General features: G+C 67.1%; 15 protein-coding genes and 1 tRNA gene. 5 read left to right on the forward strand and 11 right to left on the reverse strand.

The window, feature by feature from the left end:
- Positions 1-6: 6 nt before the first annotated feature.
- The 3 genes from adhP to ACZ5BM_RS08110 all read right to left on the reverse strand — a co-directional run bounded on the left by adhP (position 7) and on the right by ACZ5BM_RS08110 (position 3,697).
- Positions 7-1,035: a zinc-dependent alcohol dehydrogenase gene (adhP, locus tag ACZ5BM_RS08100; protein WP_498911324.1), complete on the reverse strand. Its 1,029-nt coding sequence runs from the start codon at positions 1,033-1,035 to the stop codon at positions 7-9.
- A gap of 38 nt (positions 1,036-1,073) precedes the next feature.
- Complete coding sequence (gene adh, locus ACZ5BM_RS08105; RefSeq protein WP_498911326.1) at positions 1,074-2,594, reverse strand: aldehyde dehydrogenase family protein; 1,521 nt, start codon at positions 2,592-2,594, stop codon at positions 1,074-1,076.
- Between the two features lie 149 nt (positions 2,595-2,743).
- Positions 2,744-3,697, reverse strand: coding sequence for a sigma-54-dependent transcriptional regulator family protein (locus ACZ5BM_RS08110; RefSeq protein ID WP_498911327.1), 954 nt, complete (start codon positions 3,695-3,697; stop codon positions 2,744-2,746).
- Between the two features lie 124 nt (positions 3,698-3,821).
- On the opposite strand from ACZ5BM_RS08110, the gene ACZ5BM_RS08115 reads away from it, so the two are divergent.
- Positions 3,822-4,547 carry an N-acetylmuramoyl-L-alanine amidase gene (locus tag ACZ5BM_RS08115; protein WP_498911329.1) on the forward strand — a complete coding sequence of 242 codons (726 nt, stop codon included), beginning with the start codon at positions 3,822-3,824 and terminating at the stop codon, positions 4,545-4,547.
- Positions 4,544-7,195: a glucosidase family protein gene (locus tag ACZ5BM_RS08120; RefSeq protein ID WP_498911330.1), complete on the forward strand. Its 2,652-nt coding sequence runs from the start codon at positions 4,544-4,546 to the stop codon at positions 7,193-7,195. Before ACZ5BM_RS08115 ends, ACZ5BM_RS08120 begins: the two co-directional genes overlap by 4 nt.
- A gap of 56 nt (positions 7,196-7,251) precedes the next feature.
- Here the strand turns inward: ACZ5BM_RS08120 and metF are convergent, their stop codons facing one another.
- Positions 7,252-8,250, reverse strand: coding sequence for a methylenetetrahydrofolate reductase (gene metF / locus ACZ5BM_RS08125; protein WP_498911332.1), 999 nt, complete (start codon positions 8,248-8,250; stop codon positions 7,252-7,254).
- Positions 8,251-8,397: 147 nt separating this feature from the next.
- Here metF and ACZ5BM_RS08130 point away from each other — a divergent pair, with 147 nt between their 5' ends.
- Positions 8,398-9,192: an MlaA family lipoprotein gene (locus ACZ5BM_RS08130; RefSeq protein ID WP_498911334.1), complete on the forward strand. Its 795-nt coding sequence runs from the start codon at positions 8,398-8,400 to the stop codon at positions 9,190-9,192.
- Positions 9,193-9,209: 17 nt separating this feature from the next.
- Complete coding sequence (locus ACZ5BM_RS08135) at positions 9,210-9,854, forward strand: MlaC/ttg2D family ABC transporter substrate-binding protein (protein WP_498911336.1); 645 nt, start codon at positions 9,210-9,212, stop codon at positions 9,852-9,854.
- A gap of 54 nt (positions 9,855-9,908) precedes the next feature.
- On the opposite strand, the gene ACZ5BM_RS08140 is transcribed toward ACZ5BM_RS08135, so the two are convergent.
- The 3 genes from ACZ5BM_RS08140 to ACZ5BM_RS08150 form a co-directional block, all read right to left on the reverse strand.
- On the reverse strand, positions 9,909-10,403 hold the full coding sequence (locus ACZ5BM_RS08140) for a GNAT family N-acetyltransferase (RefSeq protein ID WP_498911338.1): 495 nt from the start codon (positions 10,401-10,403) through the stop codon (positions 9,909-9,911).
- A 31-nt stretch (positions 10,404-10,434) separates the two neighbouring features.
- A complete protein-coding gene (gene ettA, locus ACZ5BM_RS08145) occupies positions 10,435-12,114 on the reverse strand; it encodes an ABC transporter ATP-binding protein (protein ID WP_498911340.1) in 1,680 nt (559 codons plus the stop codon).
- Between the two features lie 86 nt (positions 12,115-12,200).
- Positions 12,201-12,273 (reverse strand) — tRNA-Ile (locus tag ACZ5BM_RS08150).
- 136 nt (positions 12,274-12,409) lie between these two features.
- Between ACZ5BM_RS08150 and ppa the strand changes: the two genes are divergently transcribed.
- Positions 12,410-12,934, forward strand: a complete 525-nt coding sequence (gene ppa, locus ACZ5BM_RS08155; protein WP_498911342.1) for an inorganic diphosphatase — start codon at positions 12,410-12,412, stop codon at positions 12,932-12,934.
- A gap of 61 nt (positions 12,935-12,995) precedes the next feature.
- Here ppa and ACZ5BM_RS08160 read toward each other — a convergent pair whose 3' ends face one another.
- From ACZ5BM_RS08160 to ACZ5BM_RS08175, 4 genes are all read right to left on the reverse strand, one after another.
- Positions 12,996-14,219 (reverse strand): glycosyltransferase family 4 protein, encoded by a 1,224-nt coding sequence (locus ACZ5BM_RS08160; protein ID WP_498911344.1) that lies wholly within the window; start codon positions 14,217-14,219, stop codon positions 12,996-12,998.
- A gap of 171 nt (positions 14,220-14,390) precedes the next feature.
- Entirely contained in the window at positions 14,391-15,491 is a 1,101-nt protein-coding gene (locus tag ACZ5BM_RS08165; protein WP_498911345.1) for a hypothetical protein, read from the reverse strand.
- A gap of 40 nt (positions 15,492-15,531) precedes the next feature.
- On the reverse strand, positions 15,532-18,717 hold the full coding sequence (locus ACZ5BM_RS08170; RefSeq protein WP_498911347.1) for a glycosyltransferase: 3,186 nt from the start codon (positions 18,715-18,717) through the stop codon (positions 15,532-15,534).
- A gap of 64 nt (positions 18,718-18,781) precedes the next feature.
- Entirely contained in the window at positions 18,782-20,566 is a 1,785-nt protein-coding gene (locus ACZ5BM_RS08175) for a tetratricopeptide repeat protein (RefSeq protein ID WP_498911349.1), read from the reverse strand.
- Position 20,567: the final 1 nt, after the last annotated feature.

The following is a 20,567-nucleotide window of genomic DNA, read 5'->3' on the forward strand; positions in this document are numbered from 1 at the left end:
TTCCGGTCAGTTTAGTTCCATCACGACGCGGCCTTCGATCTTGCCCTTGAGCATGCGGTCGAAGATGGCGTTGACGTCCTCGAGCTTGCCTGCCTCCACCGTCGCCTTGACCTTGCCGGCCGTGGCGAAGTCGATCGCGTGCTGCAGGTCGAGACGGGTGCCGACGATCGAGCCGCGCACGGTGATGCCGTTCAGCACGAGACCGAAGATGTTGAGCGGGAAATCGCCCGGCGGCAGGCCGTTGAGCGCGACGGTGGCACCGCGTCGGGTGACGCCGATCGCCTGCTCGAACGCCTTCTCGCTCACCGCCGTCACCAGGACGCCGTCCACGCCGCCACCGGTCTCGCGCTTGATCACCGTCGCCGGATCGTCCTTGCGCGCATTCACCGTGACGGTCGCGCCGAGCCTGCGGGCCAGATCGAGCTTGGCGTCATCGACATCGATGGCGGCGACATTGAAGCCCATCGCCTTGGCATACTGAACCGCCAGATGGCCGAGACCGCCAATGCCGCTGATGGCGACGAAATCGCCGGGGCGGGCCTCGGTCATGCGCAGACCCTTATACACCGTGACGCCGGCGCACAGGATCGGGGCGATCGCCGTGAAATCGACGTTGGACGGCAGATGGCCAACGTAGTTCGGATCGGCGATCACGTAGTCGGCGAAACCGCCATTCACGGAATAGCCGGTGTTCTCCTGCGTTTCGCACAGTGTTTCCCAACCGCCCAGGCAATGGCGGCAATGTCCGCAAGCGGAGTACAGCCAGGGCACGCCGACCGCATCGCCTTCCTTGACGTTCTTCACACCCGCGCCGACCTGCGAGACGTAGCCGACGCCTTCATGGCCCGGAATGAAGGGCGGGTTCGGCTTCACCGGCCAGTCGCCATGCGCGGCATGCAGATCGGTGTGGCAGACACCGGAGGCGCGGATCGCGACCTGGATCTGGCCCGGCCCGACCTGCGGGACCGGAACCTCGTCGATGGTCAGCGGCTTGCCGAATTCGCGAACAACCGCGGCCTTCATGGTCTTGGACATGGAACGTTTCTCCCGTTTCGTTTCTTTGTTTGCTTTGCTCAGAAGAATCCGAGCGCCTTGGGGGAATAGCTCACCAGCAGGTTCTTGGTGTTCTGGTAGTGGTCCAGCATCATCTTGTGGGTCTCGCGACCGATACCGGACTGCTTGTAGCCGCCGAACGCGGCATGGGCCGGATACATGTGATAGCAGTTGGTCCAGACGCGACCGGCCTGAATCGCGCGTCCGAAGCGGTAGGCCCGCGTGCCGTCGCGGGTCCACACACCCGCGCCCAGCCCGTAGAGCGTATCGTTGGCGATCGACAGCGCTTCCTCGTCGTCCTTGAACCGGGTGACGGAGAGAACCGGCCCGAAGATCTCTTCCTGGAAGATGCGCATGCGATTATGGCCGGCGAACACGGTGGGCTGCACGTAGCAGCCGCCGGCGAGGTCGCCGCCGAGTTCGGCACGGCCGCCGCCGGTGAGCAGTTCCGCGCCTTCCTGCTTGCCGATGTCGAGATAGGACAGGATCTTCTCCACCTGCTCGGTGGAGGCCTGCGCGCCGATCATGGTGGCGGGATCGCGCGGATCGCCCTGACGGATCGCCTCGACGCGCTTGATCGCACGCTCCATGAAGCGCTCGTAGATGCTTTCATGCACCAGCGCGCGCGACGGACAGGTGCAGACCTCGCCCTGGTTCAACGCGAACATCGCGAAACCTTCGAGCGCCTTGTCGAAGAAGTCGTCGTCCTCGTTGGCCACGTCGGCGAAGAAGATGTTCGGAGACTTCCCGCCAAGCTCCAGCGTGACCGGGATCAGGTTCTGGCTGGCATACTGCATGATCAGCCGGCCGGTGGTGGTCTCGCCGGTGAACGCGATCTTGGCGATGCGCTTGTTCGACGCCAGCGGCTTGCCGGCTTCCAGACCGAAACCGTTGACGATGTTCAGGACGCCCGGCGGCAGAATGTCGGCGATCAGCTCCATCAGCACCATGATGGAGGCGGGCGTCTGTTCCGCCGGCTTCATCACCACGCAGTTGCCGGCGGCGATGGCCGGGGCCAGCTTCCAGCATGCCATCAGCAGTGGGAAGTTCCAGGGAATGATCTGGCCGACGACGCCCAGCGGCTCATGGAAATGATAGGCGACCGTGTCGTGATCGATTTCCGACAGCGAGCCTTCCTGGGCGCGGATGCAGCCGGCGAAATAGCGGAAATGGTCGATCGCCAAAGGAATGTCGGCGGCCGTGGTTTCGCGGATCGGCTTGCCGTTGTCGAGCGTCTCGGCCAGCGCCAGACGGTCGAGATTGGCTTCCATGCGATCCGCGATCTTCAGCAGAAGCGCCGCGCGCTGCGCCGGCGCGGTCTGGCCCCAGGCCTCGCGTGCAGCATGGGCGGCGTCCAGCGCCAGCTCGATATCCGACGCATCCGAACGCGCGATCTGACAAAGATTGCGTCCATGCACCGGCGATGGATTGTCGAAATAGCGCCCCGCCTGCGGCGGAACGAACCGGCCGCCGATGAAGTTGTCGTAGCGTTCAGCGAACACGTTCGCCGAAAGCGCCAGATCCTGCGCCAAAGTATCCATGAGAGAGCCCTCCGTCGCGATCGTGTGTCCGACCGTCGTTCTGGGAAGGGACAGTGCGACCGTGCCTGCGGCGATTAAAGCCGGTCCGGGGCGAAAACCGGATCGTCTGTCTCACCTGCGAGACAGACCGGACCGCGGATGCGGCACGATCAGCTGAGGCCGGCGCGTGCCATCCGGCGATACAACGTCGCCCGGCCGATTCCCAAAAGTGCCGCTGCCTTGCTGGCATTTCCGTTCGCGTTCGCCAGCGCCTGACGCAGCACGGCACGGTCGCCGTCGTTGAATCCGGCAACCGAATTGTCGCCCAGCACGTGATTGATCGACTGCACGCCCGCCACCAGATCGGTGCCCAGATTGAAGCGCCGGCGCGCATCCCGCGTGGCGCCGATCAGCAGATCGTCCCGGTCCGCCGCCAGAAGCACGGTGCCGCTATGCGGATCGTCGGACAGGAAGATGATCCGGGCGGACGAGAAATGGCGGCAGAACAGGTCCCGCTCGACCCGGCGCGCGCAGTCGGCCACCAGGGCGGCGATGATTTCCACCGTTTCCGTGCCGTGGTCGGTCCGGCAGGTGGAGACGTCGATCGCGCCGGCCAGACGGCCCGACGGGTCGTAGATCGGTGCATCCGCGCAGCTCAGTCCGATATTGCGCGCCGCGAAATGCTGATGCCGGAACACGATCACCGGCTTCTTCTCGTAGAGACAGGTGCCGATGCCGTTGGTGCCCTCGTGCGCTTCCGCCCAGCTTGCGCCCGGAACCAGCCCGGCCGCCTCGAACACGTCGCGATCGGCGGGCCCGATGCGCTGGTCCAGGATCGTGCCTTCCGCATCGCTCAGCACGACGCCGCATCCGGATCGGCCCACGGCGCGATACAGATGATCGAGAATCGGTTCGGCGACGGCGAGCAGGAAGCCGTTCATCTCGCGCAGATCCGCCAGACGTTTCTGCTCGATGATGTCGCGCTCGACCGTGGCGGCGGGATCGATCTTATGGTGCAGTGCGGAACGCCGCCACGAAGCCGCGATCTCCGACGTGGCCGCATGGCCCGGCGATCTGACCGTGGCCAGAACGGCATTCGCGTGATCGGAAAAAGATCGCGTCATGATCGGCTCCGGTTCCGACCGTATCCGTGGCGCGGGCGCCGGTCAAACGATGGGCGGACCGCGCCTCTCGCCTCGCCCGTCGCGTGCAGGCATGCTCGCCGCATCCCGCCAACAGGAGCGCCGCATGTCCTCCGTCATCGACCTGCCCAGCCCCAATCGCCGCGCCCGGCCGGACGGCACCGCCATCGACACGCTGGTGCTGCATTACACCGGCATGCGGAGCGGACAGGCGGCGATCGACCGTCTGCGCGACCCGGTGGCGGAAGTGTCGTCGCATTACGTGGTGGAGGAAGACGGGCGCGTGTTCCGGCTGGTGCCGGAAGAGCTGCGCGCCGCCCATGCCGGAATCTCGGTCTGGCGCGGACGGGAGATGCTGAACGACAGCTCGATCGGCATCGAGATCGTCAATCCCGGCCATGAATGGGGCTACCGTCCGTTCCCTCCAGCACAGATCGAGGCGGTGCGGTCGCTGTGCCTCGGCATTATGGCGCGTCATCCGATCGAGCAGCGGCGCATCGTCGGCCATAGCGACATCGCACCCGATCGCAAGCAGGACCCGGGCGAGCTGTTTCCCTGGGAGAACCTTGCACGAGCCGGGATCGGCCTGTTCCCGCATGGGGTCGCGGATGCGGGTACGGAGAATTCCGTTTCCGATGCCGCGGGGCTCGCACCCATTCGCGCCGCGCTGCGTTCGATCGGCTTCGGCATCGATCGCGAGGGCGAGATGGACCAGGCATTGCGCATCGTTCTGTTGGCATTCCAGCGCCGCTGGCGACCGGAAACGGTGAACGGGCTGGCCGATGCCGGCACCGTCGCGCGCCTCCGGGCCGTAGCGGGGCTCTACGCGTGAGCGGCCAGCCGCAAACCGCCGCCACCGCCGAAGGGCAACGGCTGAACGGCCCGGACGGGCTGCGCTGGAAGGAGTGGGGGCCGTATCTGAGCGACCGGCAATGGGGCACGGTGCGCGAGGATTACAGCGAAGGCGGGGATGCGTGGGATTACTTCCCGCACGACCATTCCCGCTCGCGCGCCTATCGCTGGGGCGAGGACGCCATCGCCGGGTTCGGTGACACCCATCTGCGTTGGTGCCTGGGTCTGGCGCTGTGGAACGGGCAGGACCCGATCCTGAAGGAGCGCCTGTTCGGCCTCACCAATGCCGAAGGCAACCATGGCGAGGACGTCAAGGAACTCTACTACTATCTCGACGCCACGCCGACCCATTCCTTTCAGCGCATGCTCTACAAATATCCGCAGAAGGCGTTCCCCTACGCCGATCTGGTGGACGAGAACGGGCGGCGCGAACAGGACAAGCCGGAATACGAGTTGCTCGATACCGGCGTGCTGGACGAGAATCGATATTTCGACGTGTTCGTGGAGTACGCCAAGGGGGCGCCGGACGATATCCTGATGCGGGTGCGGGCGGTCAATCGCGGACCGGATCCGGCCGAGCTGACCCTGCTGCCGCAGCTCTGGGCGCGCAACATCTGGACCTGGGACGCCAGGACGGATCGCCCGGTCCTGCAGGCGGCCGGCGACGCCGCCGTGTCCGCCACCCACCCCGAACTGCCGCCGATGCGGCTCGACGCGGAGCCCGGTGCGGCGCTGCTGTTCTGCGACAACGACACCAACGAGGCGCGGCTGTTCGGGCGTCCTCCGTCCGGCTATCCCAAGGACGCGATCAACGATTTCGTCGTGGACGGGCGCGACACGGCGGTGAACCCGGCCCGCACCGGCACCAAATGCGCCGTGCTGCACCGCTTCACCCTGGCGCCGGGCGAGGAGCGCGTGGTGCGCCTGCGCTTCGCCCCGGCCGGGACCCGGAGCGGTCTCGCCGACTTCGACACGCTGTTCGATCAGCGTCAGCAGGAAGCGGACGCGTACTACGCCGCGCTCCAGGAGCGCATCGAATGCCCGGACCAGAAACTGGTCCAGCGCCAGGCCTTCGCCGGCATGCTGTGGTCCAAGCAGTTCTATCGCTACGACGTCCGCACCTGGCTGCGCGGCGACGCGGCCGAACCCGCCCCGCCCAAGGCGCGCTGGTCCGGCCGCAACGCCGACTGGCCGGATTTCAACGCCGCCGACATCATCTCCATGCCGGACAAATGGGAATATCCCTGGTTCGCATCGTGGGATCTGGCGCTGCACACGGTCGTCCTGGCGATCGTCGATCCCGGTTTTGCCAAGCACCAGATCCGTCTGCTGATGCGCGACGGCTACATGGCGCCCAACGGCGCCTTGCCGGCCTATGAATGGTCGTTCGGCGACGCCAACCCGCCTTTGTTCGCCTGGGCGGCATGGCGGGTGTTCGAAACCGACCGCACCCTGACCGGGCACGCCGACCACGACTTCCTGAAGCGCGTGTTCAACAAGCTGTCGATGAACTTCACCTGGTGGGTGAACCGCAAGGACGCGAACGGGCACAACCTGTTCCAGGGCGGCTTCCTGGGGCTCGACAACATCGCCATCTTCGACCGCTCCTCGCCTCTGCCCACGGGCGGAACCCTGTCGCAGTCAGACGGCACGGCCTGGATGGCGATGTATGCGCTGGCGATGCTGCACATCTCGGTCGAGCTGTCGCTTCAGGACGACGTCTACGAGGAGATGGCCACCAAGTTCTTCGAGCATTTCCTGCTGATCGCCGGAGCGGATGGCAGCGCGCTCTGGGACGACCAGGACGGATTCTTCTACGACACGCTCAATCTGGACGACGGCAAGCGCGTGCCGCTGCGGGCCCGCTCCATGGTCGGGCTGATCCCGCTTCTGGCCGTTACCTGTCTCGATCGGCAGAAGATCGAGAAGCTGCCGGACTTCGCCGGCGGCATGAACTGGTTCCTCCAGCATCGCCCCGATCTGGCCCAACAGGTCTCGGACTGGAACCGGGTCGGCGACGCCGATACGGCGCTGGTGGCGCTGGTGCGCGCCCATCGGATGACGCTGACCCTCACCCGCATGCTGGACGAGGACGAGTTCCTGTCGCCGCACGGTCTGCGCGCGGTCAGCAAGGTCCACAAGGCGGAACCCTACCGGTTCGAATGGCAGAGCAAGACGTTCGAACTCGACTACGAGCCGGCGGAAAGCACCTCGCGCCTGTTCGGCGGCAACTCGAACTGGCGCGGCCCGGTCTGGATGCCGGTGAACTACCTGCTGGTGGAAAGCCTGCTGCGGCTTCACCAGTTCTATGGCGAAGGCTACCGGATCGCCTGCCCGACCGGTTCGGACCGCATGCTCACCCTGGCCGAGGTGGCGGCGGAATTGTCGCACCGGCTGATCGACCTGTTCGTGCGCGACCCGTCCGGCAAGCGGCCGGTGCATGGCGATCACGAGCTGCTGCAGAACGACCCGCATTTCCGCGATCTATTGCTGTTCTATGAGTATTTCGATGGCAATACCGGTCGCGGCGTCGGCGCGTCGCACCAGACCGGGTGGTCCGGGCTGGTGGCGTTGCTGATCCATAACCGCGCCTGGCCGGGTCCGCAGGCGATCCCGCCCCGCCCCTGACCGAACATGCCCAACAGGATGCCGGTCAGCCCGTCATCCTGTCGGCGAATGGCCGTTCAGGCGACCGTCGTCGCCGTCGGGCGCACACCCAGGATATGCGCGATGGCATAGGACAGATCGGGCTTGTTCAGCGTGTAGAAGTGGAACTCGTCCACGCCGTTGGCCTGCAACAGACGCACCAGCTCCGCCGCCACCACAGCCCCGACCATGCGGCGGGTGTCGGGGTCGTGCTCGGTGCCTTCGAACACGCCATTGAGCCAATCCGGCACGGTGGCGCCGCAGGACAGGGCGAACCGCTTGGCCGGGGCGAAATTCGAGATCGGCATGATGCCCGGCACCACCGGCGCGGTGATTCCGGCGGCGAGACAGCGGTCCAGGAAGCGGAGATAGGTGTCGGCGTCGAAGAAGAGCTGGGTGATGGCGCGGGTGGCGCCGGCATCGAGCTTGCGACGCAGATTGTCGAGGTCGGCCGACGGGCTCGACGCCTCGGGATGCACCTCGGGATAGGCCGCGACCGAGATCTCGAACTCGGCCACGCGCTTCAACCCGGCCACCAGTTCGGCCGCATTGCGATACCCGTCCGGATGCGGCTCGAACCGGCTGCCTTTCTCCGCCGGATCGCCGCGCAGCGCGACGATATGGCGCACACCGCATTCCCAGTAACGCCGCGCCACGTCGTCGACCTCGCCACGGCTGGCGCCCACGCAGGTGAGATGCGCCGCCGGGACCAGGGCCGTCTCCCGAACGATGCGCGACACGGTGTCGTGCGTTCGCGCCTGGGTGGAGCCGCCGGCGCCGTAGGTCACGGAAACGAAGCTGGGATTGAGCGCTTCCAGACGACGGATGGAGGCCCAGAGCTGTTGCTCCAAAGCCTCGGTGCGCGGGGGAAAGAACTCGAACGACAACCGGGGCGGCGCGAACGCGTCTGGCTTCGGCAGAGCGCCGAAACGGGGGCCGGTCAGCCAGCGCACGAGGGCGGGCTTCTCCCGCCCGTCGGGGAAAGCGGGTCCGGCCGCATCGGTCGCGGCCGGCGTGTCAGATTGGGGATGATTCATATTGATACCGATTTTAGAACCCGCTCGCCCCGGCGCAAGCACCCGCCCGGATTGCGCGGGACGCGTCCCATGTTAGACAGGTATGAAGTGGGTTCCTGCCTACGCCCGGGATCCAGCCCCGGCATCGCGTTCCAGCCGAGGTCGAGCATGCAGCAGAACCAGCATTCCCGTTCGAAGAAGGCCCGTGGCGCGGCCGGCCGCATGGGTCTCGCCGCCATGCTGGCGCTGGGCGCCGCCGGATGCGCCACCAAGCCGACCGATCCGACGGCTCTCGCGGACTACAACCAGCGCAACGACCCGCTCGAGCCCACCAACCGCGTGATCTACAACATCAGCGACAAGGTGGATGCCTATACGCTGAAGCCGGTGGCGCAGGCCTATGTCTGGGCGGTGCCGCTGCCGGCACGGACCGGCGTGTCCAACGTTCTGAGCAACATCTCCAGCCCGGCCGTGTTCTTCAACGACGTGTTCGAGGCCAAGCCGCGCCGCGCCGGCGACACCTTCATGCGCTTCCTGATCAACTCCACCGTGGGCGTGGCCGGCGTGTTCGACGTGGCCCAGGGCTGGGGCTATCCGAAGCATTCCGCCAATGGCGGCATGACCCTGGCGGCCTGGGGCCTGCCCTCCGGCCCATACCTGTTCCTGCCGCTGGTCGGCCCGTCCAGCCCGCGCGCCGCCACCGGCTTCGCGATGGATGTCGGCTTCTCGCCGCTCACCTACGTGCCGCGCGGCTACGGGCTGATCACGCTGAACTGGGCGCTCTACGGCGTCGGGATCGTGTCCACCCGCGCCTCGGTTCTGAACGATCTCGACCAGATCAAGAAGAACGCGCTGGATCCCTACGCCACGATCCGCAGCCTTTACCGTCAGCACACCAATGCCGAAATCGAGGCGATGCGGAACGACCACCGGGCGACGGTTCCGGATTGGTACTCCCACTGAAACGGGAACAACGAACGATGCCGAAGCTTTCCTCGCTCTCCCCCGCACGGCGCCTCCCGCTCGCTCTGGCTCTCGGGCTCGCGACCGCCGTAGCCGCCCCGCTGGCCCCCGGCCTGCTCTCCACCGCACAGGCGCAGAGCAGCACCGGCGACGTCGCCTTCGTGCAGAGCCTGGCGCAGCGCATGATCGCCGTGGTCAACGGCCCCGGTTCGGCCGCCGCCAAGAAGGCGCAGATCCAGCCGATGCTGGATCAGGACGTCGACGTCGATGCGATCGCCCGCTTCTGCCTGGGCCGGTTCTGGCGCACCGCCACCCCTGACCAGCAGGCGAAATACACCGCGTTGTTCCATCAGGTGCTGACCAACTCGATCGACGACAAGCTCGGCGAATATCGCGGCGTCGGCATCACCGTCGGTCAGGCCACCCAGCAGGACGGCAAGACCTATGTCGCCACCGTCATCTCCCGGCCGAACCAGCCCACCGCCAACGTGCAATGGGTGATCAGCCACGCCAGCGGCTCGCCGCGCATCGTGGACGTGGTGGCGGAGGGCGTCAGCCTCAGCCTGACCCAGCGCAGCGACTATGCCAGCTTCCTCGCCCATAACGGCAACGATGTCGGCAAGCTGATCGCCGCCCTGCAGCGTCAGGTCGCGCGCGACTGATCGCGCAGGAGCGCCGCCCGGACGGGTGGCGCTCCGTTCGGGCCACGGTGCCGTTCAGCCGCGAACGCTTTCATAGGTCAGCATGGCATGGCCGTCGCGATCGAACCGGTCGCAGACCGTCATGCCGATCCCGCCCAGCGTGGTGCGGGAGGCGAAATTGCTTTCCCGCGCGATCGCCACCACGCGCGTCTCGCCCGCATCATGCGCGAACCGCAACGCCGCCGCAGCCGCTTCCCGGGCCAGCCCCCGTCCGCGCGCCTGTGGAAACAACGCGAAGCGCAGACCCAGCCCGCGACCGTCGGGGCGCTCGTGCAGCCCGGTCATGCCGACGAACTGTTCGTTCTCGCGTATGGTGAAGATGCCGACGCCGCGTCTGGCCCAGAAGGCGACGTCGTCCGCCATTTCGGCTTCCGCCTGAACGCGCGACCGCACCCCGCCCAGCATCAGGGCGAACGCGCCGGCATCGCCCTTCAACCGGGCCATGTCGTCCAGATCGCGCCACCCCACCGGCGCCAGAACGAGACGCGCGGTTCTCACCACGCGTCCCACCGGCGCCGGGGTCAGCAGAGGACGGCCCGCCTCAGCGGGCGAGCGGACGATACTTGATGCGCGCCGGGTCGGTCGCGTGCTCGCCGAGACGGCGTCGCTTGTCCTCTTCGTAGGCCTGGAAGTTGCCCTCGAACCATTCCACGTGGCTGTCGCCCTCGAAGGCGAGGATGTGGGTGGCCAGACGGTCCAGGAACCAGCGGTCATGGGAGATGATCACGGCGCAGCCGGCGAACTCGGCCAGCGCGTCTTCCAGGGCGCGCAGCGTGTCGACGTCGAGATCGTTGGTCGGCTCGTCGAGCAGGATGACGTTGCTTTCCTTGCGCAGCATCTTCGCCAGATGCACGCGGTTGCGCTCGCCGCCCGACAGGATGCCGACCTTCTTCTGCTGATCCGCACCCTTGAAGTTGAACGCGCCCACATAGGCGCGGCTCTGCACGGCGCGCTTGCCCAGATAGATCACGTCGGTGCCGCCGGTGATCTCCTGCCAGACGGTGTTGTCGTCGTCGAGCGAGTTGCGGCTCTGGTCGACATAGCCGAGCTTCACCGTCTCGCCGATCTTGAGCGAGCCGTCATCGGGCTGGTCGTCGCCGGTGATCATCTTGAACAGGGTGGACTTGCCGGCGCCGTTCGGGCCGATCACGCCGACGATGCCGCCCGGGGGCAGCTTGAAGTCGAGCCCGTCGATCAGCAGGCGGTTGCCGTAGCCCTTGCGCAGCTGGTTCGCCTCGATGACGGTGCCGCCCAGGCGCGGACCCGGCTGGATGACGATGTCGGCGACGCCGGTGGCGCGCTCCTGGTTCTGCGCCAGCATCTCCTCGTATTTCTGGATGCGCGCCTTGTTCTTGGCCTGGCGCGCCTTCGGGCTGGCGCCGATCCATTCCTGCTCGGCCGCGAGCGCGCGCGAACGGGCGCTCTCCTCCTTCTCTTCCTGGGCCAGGCGCTTGCGCTTCTGCGTCAGCCAGGAGGAGTAGTTGCCTTCGAACGGATAGCCGCGGCCACGCTCGATCTCGAGGATCCAGTTGGTGACGTTGTCCAGGAAGTAGCGATCATGGGTGATCACCATGACGGTGCCTTCGTAGTCTCGCAGCGTCCGCTCCAGCCAGGCCACGCTCTCGGCGTCGAGATGGTTGGTGGGCTCGTCCAGCAGCAGGATGTCGGGCTTTTCCAGCAGCAGGCGGCACAGGGCCACGCGGCGGCGCTCGCCGCCCGAGAGCTTGGTCACCGGACTTTCCGCCGGCGGGCAGGCGAGCGCGCCGAGCGCGATCTCGATCTTGCGGTCCAGCTCCCAGCCGTCGCCGGCGTCGATCTTCTCCTGCAGCTCGGCCTGCTCGGCCAGCAGGGTGTTCATCTCGTCGTCGTCCATGGGCTCGGCGAACTTCATGGAGATCTCGTTGAACCGGTCGACCGCCTTCTTCAGGTCGCCAAAGCCGAGCGCCACGTTCTCGCCGACGGTCAGGGTCTCGTCGAGCTTGGGCTCCTGTTCCAGATAGCCGATCCGGACGCCTTCGGCCGCCCAGGCCTCGCCGCCGAACTCCTTCTCGATCCCGGCCATGATCTTGAGCAGCGTGGACTTGCCAGCGCCGTTCACGCCAAGCACGCCGATCTTCACGCCGGGCAGGAAAGAGAGCGTGATGCCTTTGAACACCTCGCGCCCGCCGGGGAACGCCTTGGTGAGGTCCTTCATCACATAGACATACTGGTAGGCGGCCATGGAGAGGCTCCCGGGAACGAGGTGGTCGGCTGGATACGGTCGGCGCGGTCTGCCGCGGCGCGCCCGAACGGCGCGAGGGCGGCACATGCGCCCGGCAGGACTCGAACCCGCAACCAAGCCGTTATGAGCGGCCCGCTCTAACCATTGAGCTACAGGCGCACAAGCCGCCTCCCCCATCGCCCAAACCACGTGTTTTGGCAAGCATCCGAACGCGCGCCGCGCTTGGCAGAAAGCCCCGCCGCCGATAGTTTCCGGGCGCAATCGTGCACCGTCTTCAAGAAGAACAGGACCCGTCATGGACGTCTCCAAGATCAGCGCCGGCAAGGACGTCCCCTGGGACATCAACGTCGTGGTCGAAATCCCGGCCGGCTCGTCGGTGAAGTACGAGCTCGACAAGGAGAGCGGCGCGATCTTCGTCGACCGGTTCCTGTTCACCCCGATGGCCTACCCGGCCGCTTACGGCTTCATCCCCAACACGCTCGCCGCCGATGGCGATCCGGCCGATGCGCTGGTGCTGGCGCCGGCCGCCGTGGTGCCGGGCGCGGTGATCCGCGCGCGTCCGATCGGCATGCTGCGCATGGAAGACGAGAGCGGCCAGGACGAGAAGATCGTCTGCGTGCCGCACGACAAGATGCACACCCAGTTCACCGAGATCACCGAGGTGAGCCAGCTTCCCGAGATCACCCGCCAGGCGATCGAGCACTTCTTCACCCGCTACAAGGACCTGGAGAAGGGCAAGTGGGTGAAGGTGACCGGCTGGGCCGGGCGCGAAGAAGCCGGCCAGGTGATCCGCGACTCCCTCGACGCCGCGAAGAAGTAGACACGCGACCGGCTGCCTTCCTTCCTGGGGAGGAAGGCAGTCCCGTGCGAGGCCGGCCGCTCTATCCGGCTTCGATCGTGTCCCGGATCAGGGTCTCGTAGTTGGCGAGGTAATCCTCCATCGCCAAACTCCGCTCCGCATCCTTGCGCGCCGCCCGGCGCAGCTTGGTGTTGAGCGTCGTGTTCTCCAGCAGCTCCAGAACCGCATCGGCCAGCGCATCCGCATCCAAGAACGGCACCAGCAATCCGTTCTTCTTATGGCGGATGAACTCTCGCACCGGACCGGTATCGCTGCCGACGATGGCACAGCCCGTCGCCATCGCTTCGCGCAAGGACCAGGACGCGACGAACGGGTAGGTCAGATAGAGATGCGCGTCGGAGCGCTTCAGCAGATCGCCATACGCGCGATAGTCGAGCTTGCCGACGAAATGCACGCGTGACAGGTCGAGCCGGTCGCCCACCTCCGCCAGCAGCAGTTCGCGCCAAGTCCCTTGCGACAGCTTGGCGCCATAGGACACGCCATCGCCGCCGACCAGCATCACCCGCGCATCCGGCCTCTCGTCCAGGATGCGCGGCAGGGCCCGCATCACGCGATGGAAGCCGCGATACGGCTCCAGGTCGCGCGAGACATAGGTGACGAGCTTCTCGTCGGGCCGGACGGTGATGCCGCGCAGATGGAACGGCGCCTTGGCCAAAGACCGGTCCGGCGCGCAGACATCGAGATTGACGCCTTCCTGCAGCACGGTGATGCGGTCGTGCGACCAGTCCGGATAGGTCGATTTCTGGAACAGGGTCGGGGTCTGGCCGGCGCCGTGATTGTTCAGGGCAAGCAGGTTCACCGCGTTCTTGGCCCGGATGCGCGGGAACATCAGCGGATCGCTGGGGAATTCCGGATCGAAACCGACGTCGAAATCGTCGGTGTGATAATAGAATTCGAGATAGCCCAGCATCGGCACGTCCGGATAAACGTCCGGCAGGTTCAGCATCTCGCCCCAGCCATGATGGCCGATGATGATGTCAGGCCTGAAACCCAGATCGCGCAAGCTGCGCGCCATGCCGGCCACCATCTCGGCGCGCAAGGTGGCGATCTCGAATTCCTGCGCCGCGGGCGAGGTTTCGGGAGCCGCGCCGCGCGGCATCTTGTAGAAGACGCGCCGGACGCCGGGCATGGTGTTGCTGTTGGGTTCGCTGATGAACACCACCTCGTTGTTGCCCTGACGGGTGAGGTGGCGGACCAGATGCAGGAACTGGCCCGGAAAGTTCTGATGAACGAACAGGTATTTCAAAAGCGGCTCGCGTTGTTCTTGGACGCTTCTGTGGGCGTCGGAGCGCACAGCATCACGGATGGACGTCTTCGGAAAGAAGCCGGTCCGTGATTGTGCTCACGAACCAGGCCGAGTCGCGGAAACGTGTCCAACCTGCAGCGGGACGAAACGTTTCCGCGTACACGCGCCTGCTCAGCGCGAGCGGCCGCCCTTTGTCGGCTTCTGGGTGCGGGTGCTGCCTTTGGCCGCAGGCTGCGGCGCGGTTTTCGCGGAACGCACCGCAGCGGCCGGGCGCGCCGGCGCCGCTTTACGGGCGGGAGCGGGCGCAGGCGCGGCACGGGCCGGCTTGGCCGGCTTGCCCTTGGGCGACGCCGCGGCCGGAGCGGTCTTGGTCGCAACCGCAGCGGCAGGTGCGGCGGCCGGGAGGTCCGCTTCCTCGTTTTCCGCGCCGTTCACAGGAACGAGTTCGACCTTGAAGGCTTCCAGCGGCGCCAGGGTCTCGGTTTCGGCGGTCTGGCTGCCGTCCACCGGGCCGACCTCGCTCCCGTCGATGAAGGTGGCATGCAGGCTGACGGTGTATTTCTCCGCCGCTTCGCCCTTCAGGCGCACGCGCAGGCCGAGAATCGGCAGCGCCATCCCCTTGCTGCCGCAGTATTTTCCGCCTTCGGCCCAGGGCGACAGCCAGCCTTTGCCCAGAACCGCCTGATATTCGATATCGGTCGGCTCGATGCGGCTGGCCGGCTGGATGGCAAAACCCTCGATCCAGTTCTGGCTGCCGCGCTTGCCCATCCATTCGCCGAGACGGGTCAACAGATCGCCGGAGCGCTGAACATGGGCGGCGACCTCGGGCTTCAGCGCGGCGGCCGCGGCCGGCTGCGGTTGCGCCTCCGGCACGCTCGGCTCCGGCGCCGGCTGCGGCACCGTCGGCTGCGACGGGGCCGCCTGCTCGCTCAAACGCAGAACCTGCAGCTTGGGCGCTTCCTGGGTGCTGTTCACCGACTGGTAGATCGACACCAGCACCTGCGTCTGGCCGCCGGTGATCCGCACCAGCGCCGCACCGCCTTCCCCGCCCAGCCAGCCATCGGGGCTGAAGGTGCTGATCTCCACCGCATCGGCGGACACGGCGGGCGGACGCGACACGCGGACACCCGGCAGGTTGGTCGCGGGATCGGGCGGCTGGGTTCCCGGCGCATGAAAGATGCAGAACACCCCAGGATCGAGGAGCATCAGATGGGCCGACACTTTCAGCTCGGTCACCACGCGCTGGTTCGGTGTCGGGCTGGTCTGCGACATACGTATGATCCGTCTGCTGATGTCGGGAGAAGGGGGGAGGTTATCGTTGCGGATGGTGCGACGACAGCGTGCGCTTCGCAATGGGCTGCGCGGCACGTTCGGCCACAACCGCGCCGTGCGATCTCGGTTGTTGCACAATTCCACCGTTCGGACGGCACAGGCGCAGCAGCACGGTGTTCAGATCGGCGATCGGCAAACCGAGCGGCAGAACCGCGCCGCGCCCGGTGGCGCGGATCCGGTCGGCCTGCGCGCCGATATCGAACGCCGCCACCGGCAATCCGGCACGCCACGCGACGCTCAAGGTGAAACACCAGGTTTCCGGCCAGATGGAAGGCAGAAAGGCGAAATCCGCGTCCTGCTCGGCCACGAGCCCGACGCCGTCCTCTTCGCGATATTCGCCGGTTACGAACAGGCAGCCCTGGTCCATCAATGCCATGTCGTCCGGCGTATGGCCCACCACCACGAATTCCAGCGGCAAGGCACGGGCACGCGCGTCGATCAGGCAGTTCAACAGAACGTCGTAGCCCTTCTCACGCCCGATCGCGCCGATCACCACGATCCGCGCCGGACGGTCGGGCCCTGCTCGACGCCCGGGCGGGCGCGGCACGGGAGACGATACCGCCGCCAGACGGGCCAGAGACAGATCCGGCCGGTCGTCCTCCCAGGACGAGATTTCGGGTCGAATGCCCGGGAAGTGACGCGCGATCCGGCGTGCGGCATCCTCGGACGGTGCGATCACGCGTCGCGCATCCGCCAGCTCCCGCGCCGATCGTTTCAGAAGCGCCGGAACGCTGATCCGTTCGGCCAGATTGGAGCCCTGCACGGCGATGCAGCGTTCGCAGCCGGCCGGATCGGGCTCGCCGCAATAGCGGTCCTGCGGCCCGACCAGAGCGATGCGCTGGCAGAACCAGGCATAATCGTGGATGAAGGCGTCGAACGGCACGCCGAGCCGCGCGCACAGGCCGCGCAAGGCCGCGTGATGGCCGAGCAGATGGTGCCATTCGGCATGCACCACCCCGTCCGGGCGCAGAAACGCCACCAGGGCCTCGAACTGCCCCGGCAGCGCGAACCGCAGATTGGGAAACCGCTCCTCGACCGAAAGATCGGACAGCAGCACCCCCTCTCCATCCGGACGAAGCGCGATCGGCCGCAGACCCTGCATCTGCGCCTGACGGGCCCGCTCGCGCACCACGCGATCGACGCCGCCCCCCTGGGCATGGGTGATCAGCAGAACGGCGCGCGGCGTCTGCTCCCGCTCGCCACGGCGACGCAAAGCGGCCCAGCGCGCGGCATCGAGCCGGAACCGCGCCGGCGCCAGCGGATCGGCCTCGATATGGGCGGCGATCAAGGCGTCGTATCCCGGATGCAGCCGGTTCAGGATCTCGCCGTTCCGGCGCATCAGCCCGGTGCGCGCGGCCCCGAACGACACGTTGCCCTCGTGTGCGACGAACACGCCCGGCACGGCCACATGACGCCAGCCGAGATGACGCGCGCGCAGACAGAAATCGTTCTCCTCGCCATACCCTTGCGCGAACAGATCCTCGCGCAACAGACCGGCCTGATCGAGACAATCGCGGCGCAGATAAAGGCAGAATCCGTGCCCGGTGGGGATGTCCACCACGCCATCGCCGTTGGCGGCCGCCGCCAGTGCCATCATCCGGCGCGTGCCGGCCAGATCAGGGCAGGCATTACGGTCGCGATGATCCGGATAGGACAGGATGGTGGCTTCGTTGGAGAACGGCGTGGCGGTGCCGATATCGGGCGCGCTGTAGACCGCCCGCCGCAGCGCTTCCAGCCAACCCGGCGCGACCAGCGTATCGGCATTAAGCAGCACCACGTCACGCCCGGCGCAGGCAGTGATCCCGTCATTGGCGCTGGCCGGAAAACCGCCATTCTCCGCCCTGCGGATCAGCACGATGCGTTTTTCCGCTGCCATGGCAATCAAAGCGGCCACCAAGGCGGCATCGGGCGAGCGATCCTCCACCACCACTAGCCGCCCGCCCTTCGGCATCACCGCCAGAACGCTTTCCAGACAATCCAGCGTCCGGCGGAGATGCTTGAACACCGGCACCACCACGTCGGTCTCGCGGACAGGGCCGACGACCGGGTTTGTGCCCATCACCGCGGCATGCACGGGCAGAAAGGCCGGTGGCGGAGCCACGGAACGCTTCGGCCGCTTCAGACCGGCGCGCGCGAAGGCGGCGACGCTGCTGGCGCCCGCCTGGATCGCGGCCAGGGCGGCGGCGGCACGATGCTCCAAAGCCGGGTCCAGCGGACTGCCGGCCAGGGCGCGTCCATCGCTTCCCGTCACGGTCACTTCGCCTGAGGCGACGGCCAGACCGGCCAGGTGCACGGGATCGAACCGCAGCAGGCGGGGACGCGCCAAAGGCGCATCCGCCGTGGCGATCTCGGCCATCTGCTCCATCGCCACCCGTACGCTGCCGCCGAGGCTGTCGCGCAGGATCACCTCTGGGGCGCGTTCCGGCTCGCCCGGGTGCCACACCCACCCGGTGAGCTGTCCGTCCACCGCCTCCACGAACCCTTCGGTGCGGATCACGGCGGCAACGTCGATCGGGCTGCCGAGCAAGGGAATGCCATGGCGAGACACCGCGATCGAACGCGCCATGGCCCAGCCGGCGGGCAGCACGACACGCCCATTTCTGGAACGCGCCTTCACCGGCACGCCATCCATCAGGATTTCCGGCGTTCCGCTGGTGCCCCGGCCCAGAACGGCGGACAGCGTTCCATCGCCGGACAATCCGCACCAGCCGGGCCAGCCCGCGGCCTGTGCGATGTCGGATATGAACCCGAGCATCGCCCGATCGGGCGCATTCCGGCGCAACGCCTCGCCCAATGCTTCGGCTGCCTGATCGACCTGATGCGCGGCCATGCGGGCAGCGGCGAGCATGACCCAACATTCACGCTGATCGAACCGCCGCAACAATCCCTGCAGCAGGCTGATCGCGCCGAGCGGATCGCCGGTCTGCAACCGGGCGACCGCAAGGGGAAAGATCACGATCGACGACTCGCGCGCGAAACGATGCGCGCGTTCCAACCACCGTCGCGCCTCGGCGAACTGGCCGAGTTCGGTCGCCTCGCGTCCGCGACGGAACGAGTCCTGAGCCCTCTCGGTCGCCCAGGCGCGCCAGGCGGCACGGTCGGCTTCAGTGACGCGATTGATCCGCAGCGACCCATGAGTAGCGGATGAAAGATCGCTCCCGCTCACGGAAGGCGCGGGCCGGTTTGAGAACGCACGACGCTGCTTCCGCCCTGCCTTGACGATCGATCGGTCAGTGCTGGCTGGCGGCGCGCGCCACGGGCGCGGGGGCAGCCGGCGGCCGTCCGCCCATACGCCCCAGCTCCGCTTCCGCCTGGGTGATTCCCTGCGCCTGGGCGCGCTGCAGCCAGAGCCGCGCTTCCGCGACGTCGGTTTCCCCACCAAGCCCGCGAGACAGGTAACGGCCGAGCATGAGCTGTGCCATCGCATGCCCCCGTTCGGCCGCCTGCCGGAACCAGTATTGGGCAGTCGGCCGATCCTCCGGCACCTCGTGACCGCCGCCATGCATCGCCGCCACGGAGAACATGGCGTTGACGTTGCCCTGGCCCGCGGCGCGTTCGAACATGCGCAGAGCCGCACGATGGTCGCGAGGACCACCGCGCCCGGCCAGTTGCATCTCGCCGAGCGCCATCTCGGCATCCGCCAGACCGGCATCGGCCGCACGCTCGATCCACAAGCGGCCTTCCTTCAGATCGACCTCGACGCCCCGGCCTTCGGCCAGCATGCGGCCATACCAGTATTGCGCATTGACGACACCGTCCGCGGCGCGACGCAGCCAAAGCGCCGCCTGACGATCGTTGCGTTCGATCCCGACGCCTTCCGCCAGACACACGCCGAAATTGAAGGCCGCCACCAGATCGCCGCTTTCCGCTGCGCGCTCGAAACGCGCCCGCGCAGCGGATCGATCTTCTTCCGTGCCGCCTCCGGCAAGAACGAGATTGCCCAGATCCACCTGCGCGGACTGGTCCCCCCGCTCCGCGGAATGACGAAACCAGCGCGCGGCTTCTTCCGGATCGCGCTGCACGCCTGCGCCCGTCAGATAAAGCAGGCCCAACGCGCGCGCAGACGCGGCATGGCCGGCGGCGGCGGAGCGTCCGTACCAGGTCGCGGCTTCGGTGTAATTCGGCGGAAGGTCTCCGCCCTTGGAATACAGATCGCCGACCAGGGCGGCGGCCTCGGCATCGCCGGCCAAGGCGGCACGACGCAGCCAGCTTTCACCGGCGGTGACGTTCCGTTCGACGCCGCGCCCTTCCATCAGGGCAAGACCGTAACGCGCCTCGCCCGACCGAACGCGACGTTCCGCCGCCTGACGATAAAGATCGGTCGCGGCCGCGATATCCTGCGGTACACCGGCCCCCCGCTCGGTCATCACTCCCAGAAGATACAAAGCGGTACCGAGGCCGCCTTCCGCAGCCTTGGCGAGACTGGTCGCGGCTTTCTTCTGTCCTTCCGCATCGAGCGCGTTCCGGAGCAGCGCCAGGGCGACACCCAGATGGCCTTGCGGCGAACCTGCTGCGGCGGCTTTCTCGTACCAGGCGTCCGCGGCTTCGATATCCCGCAGCTCGGCCGGTCCGGAGGTGAGGATATAGGCGTACAGAGCCTGTCCGTCCGGCGAGCCGGCTTCCGCCGCCCGACGGGACCACAACGCCGCGTTCTCGTAGTTCGGCTGGGCGTCCGCTCGCGCCGGCGCGACAGTGAACATCGAGCTGGCGGCGGAACCGCTGAGCAGCCCGAACAGGAACATGGTGGCCAGAACAACCTGGGCTTCGACCCAACCCGATTCGGCGGCACGTTCGATCCACCGCGCGCCCTCGTCGCGGCTGACCGGCACTCCGGCACCGTCGAGATAGGCACGGCCGACCCGGAACTGTGCTTCCGGGATGCCCGCGATCGCCGCCGCGCTCATCGGCGCGAACGCCTTCGCCGTGTCGCCCGACGCCAGAAGAGACTGGGCGTAGCGGAATTTCGCCTGCGGAGAGAACGCGGCGGCCAGCCGCTGAGCCAGAAGGTTCACCATG

The organism is Lichenicola sp. GTC18331 (genome assembly GCF_055386855.1).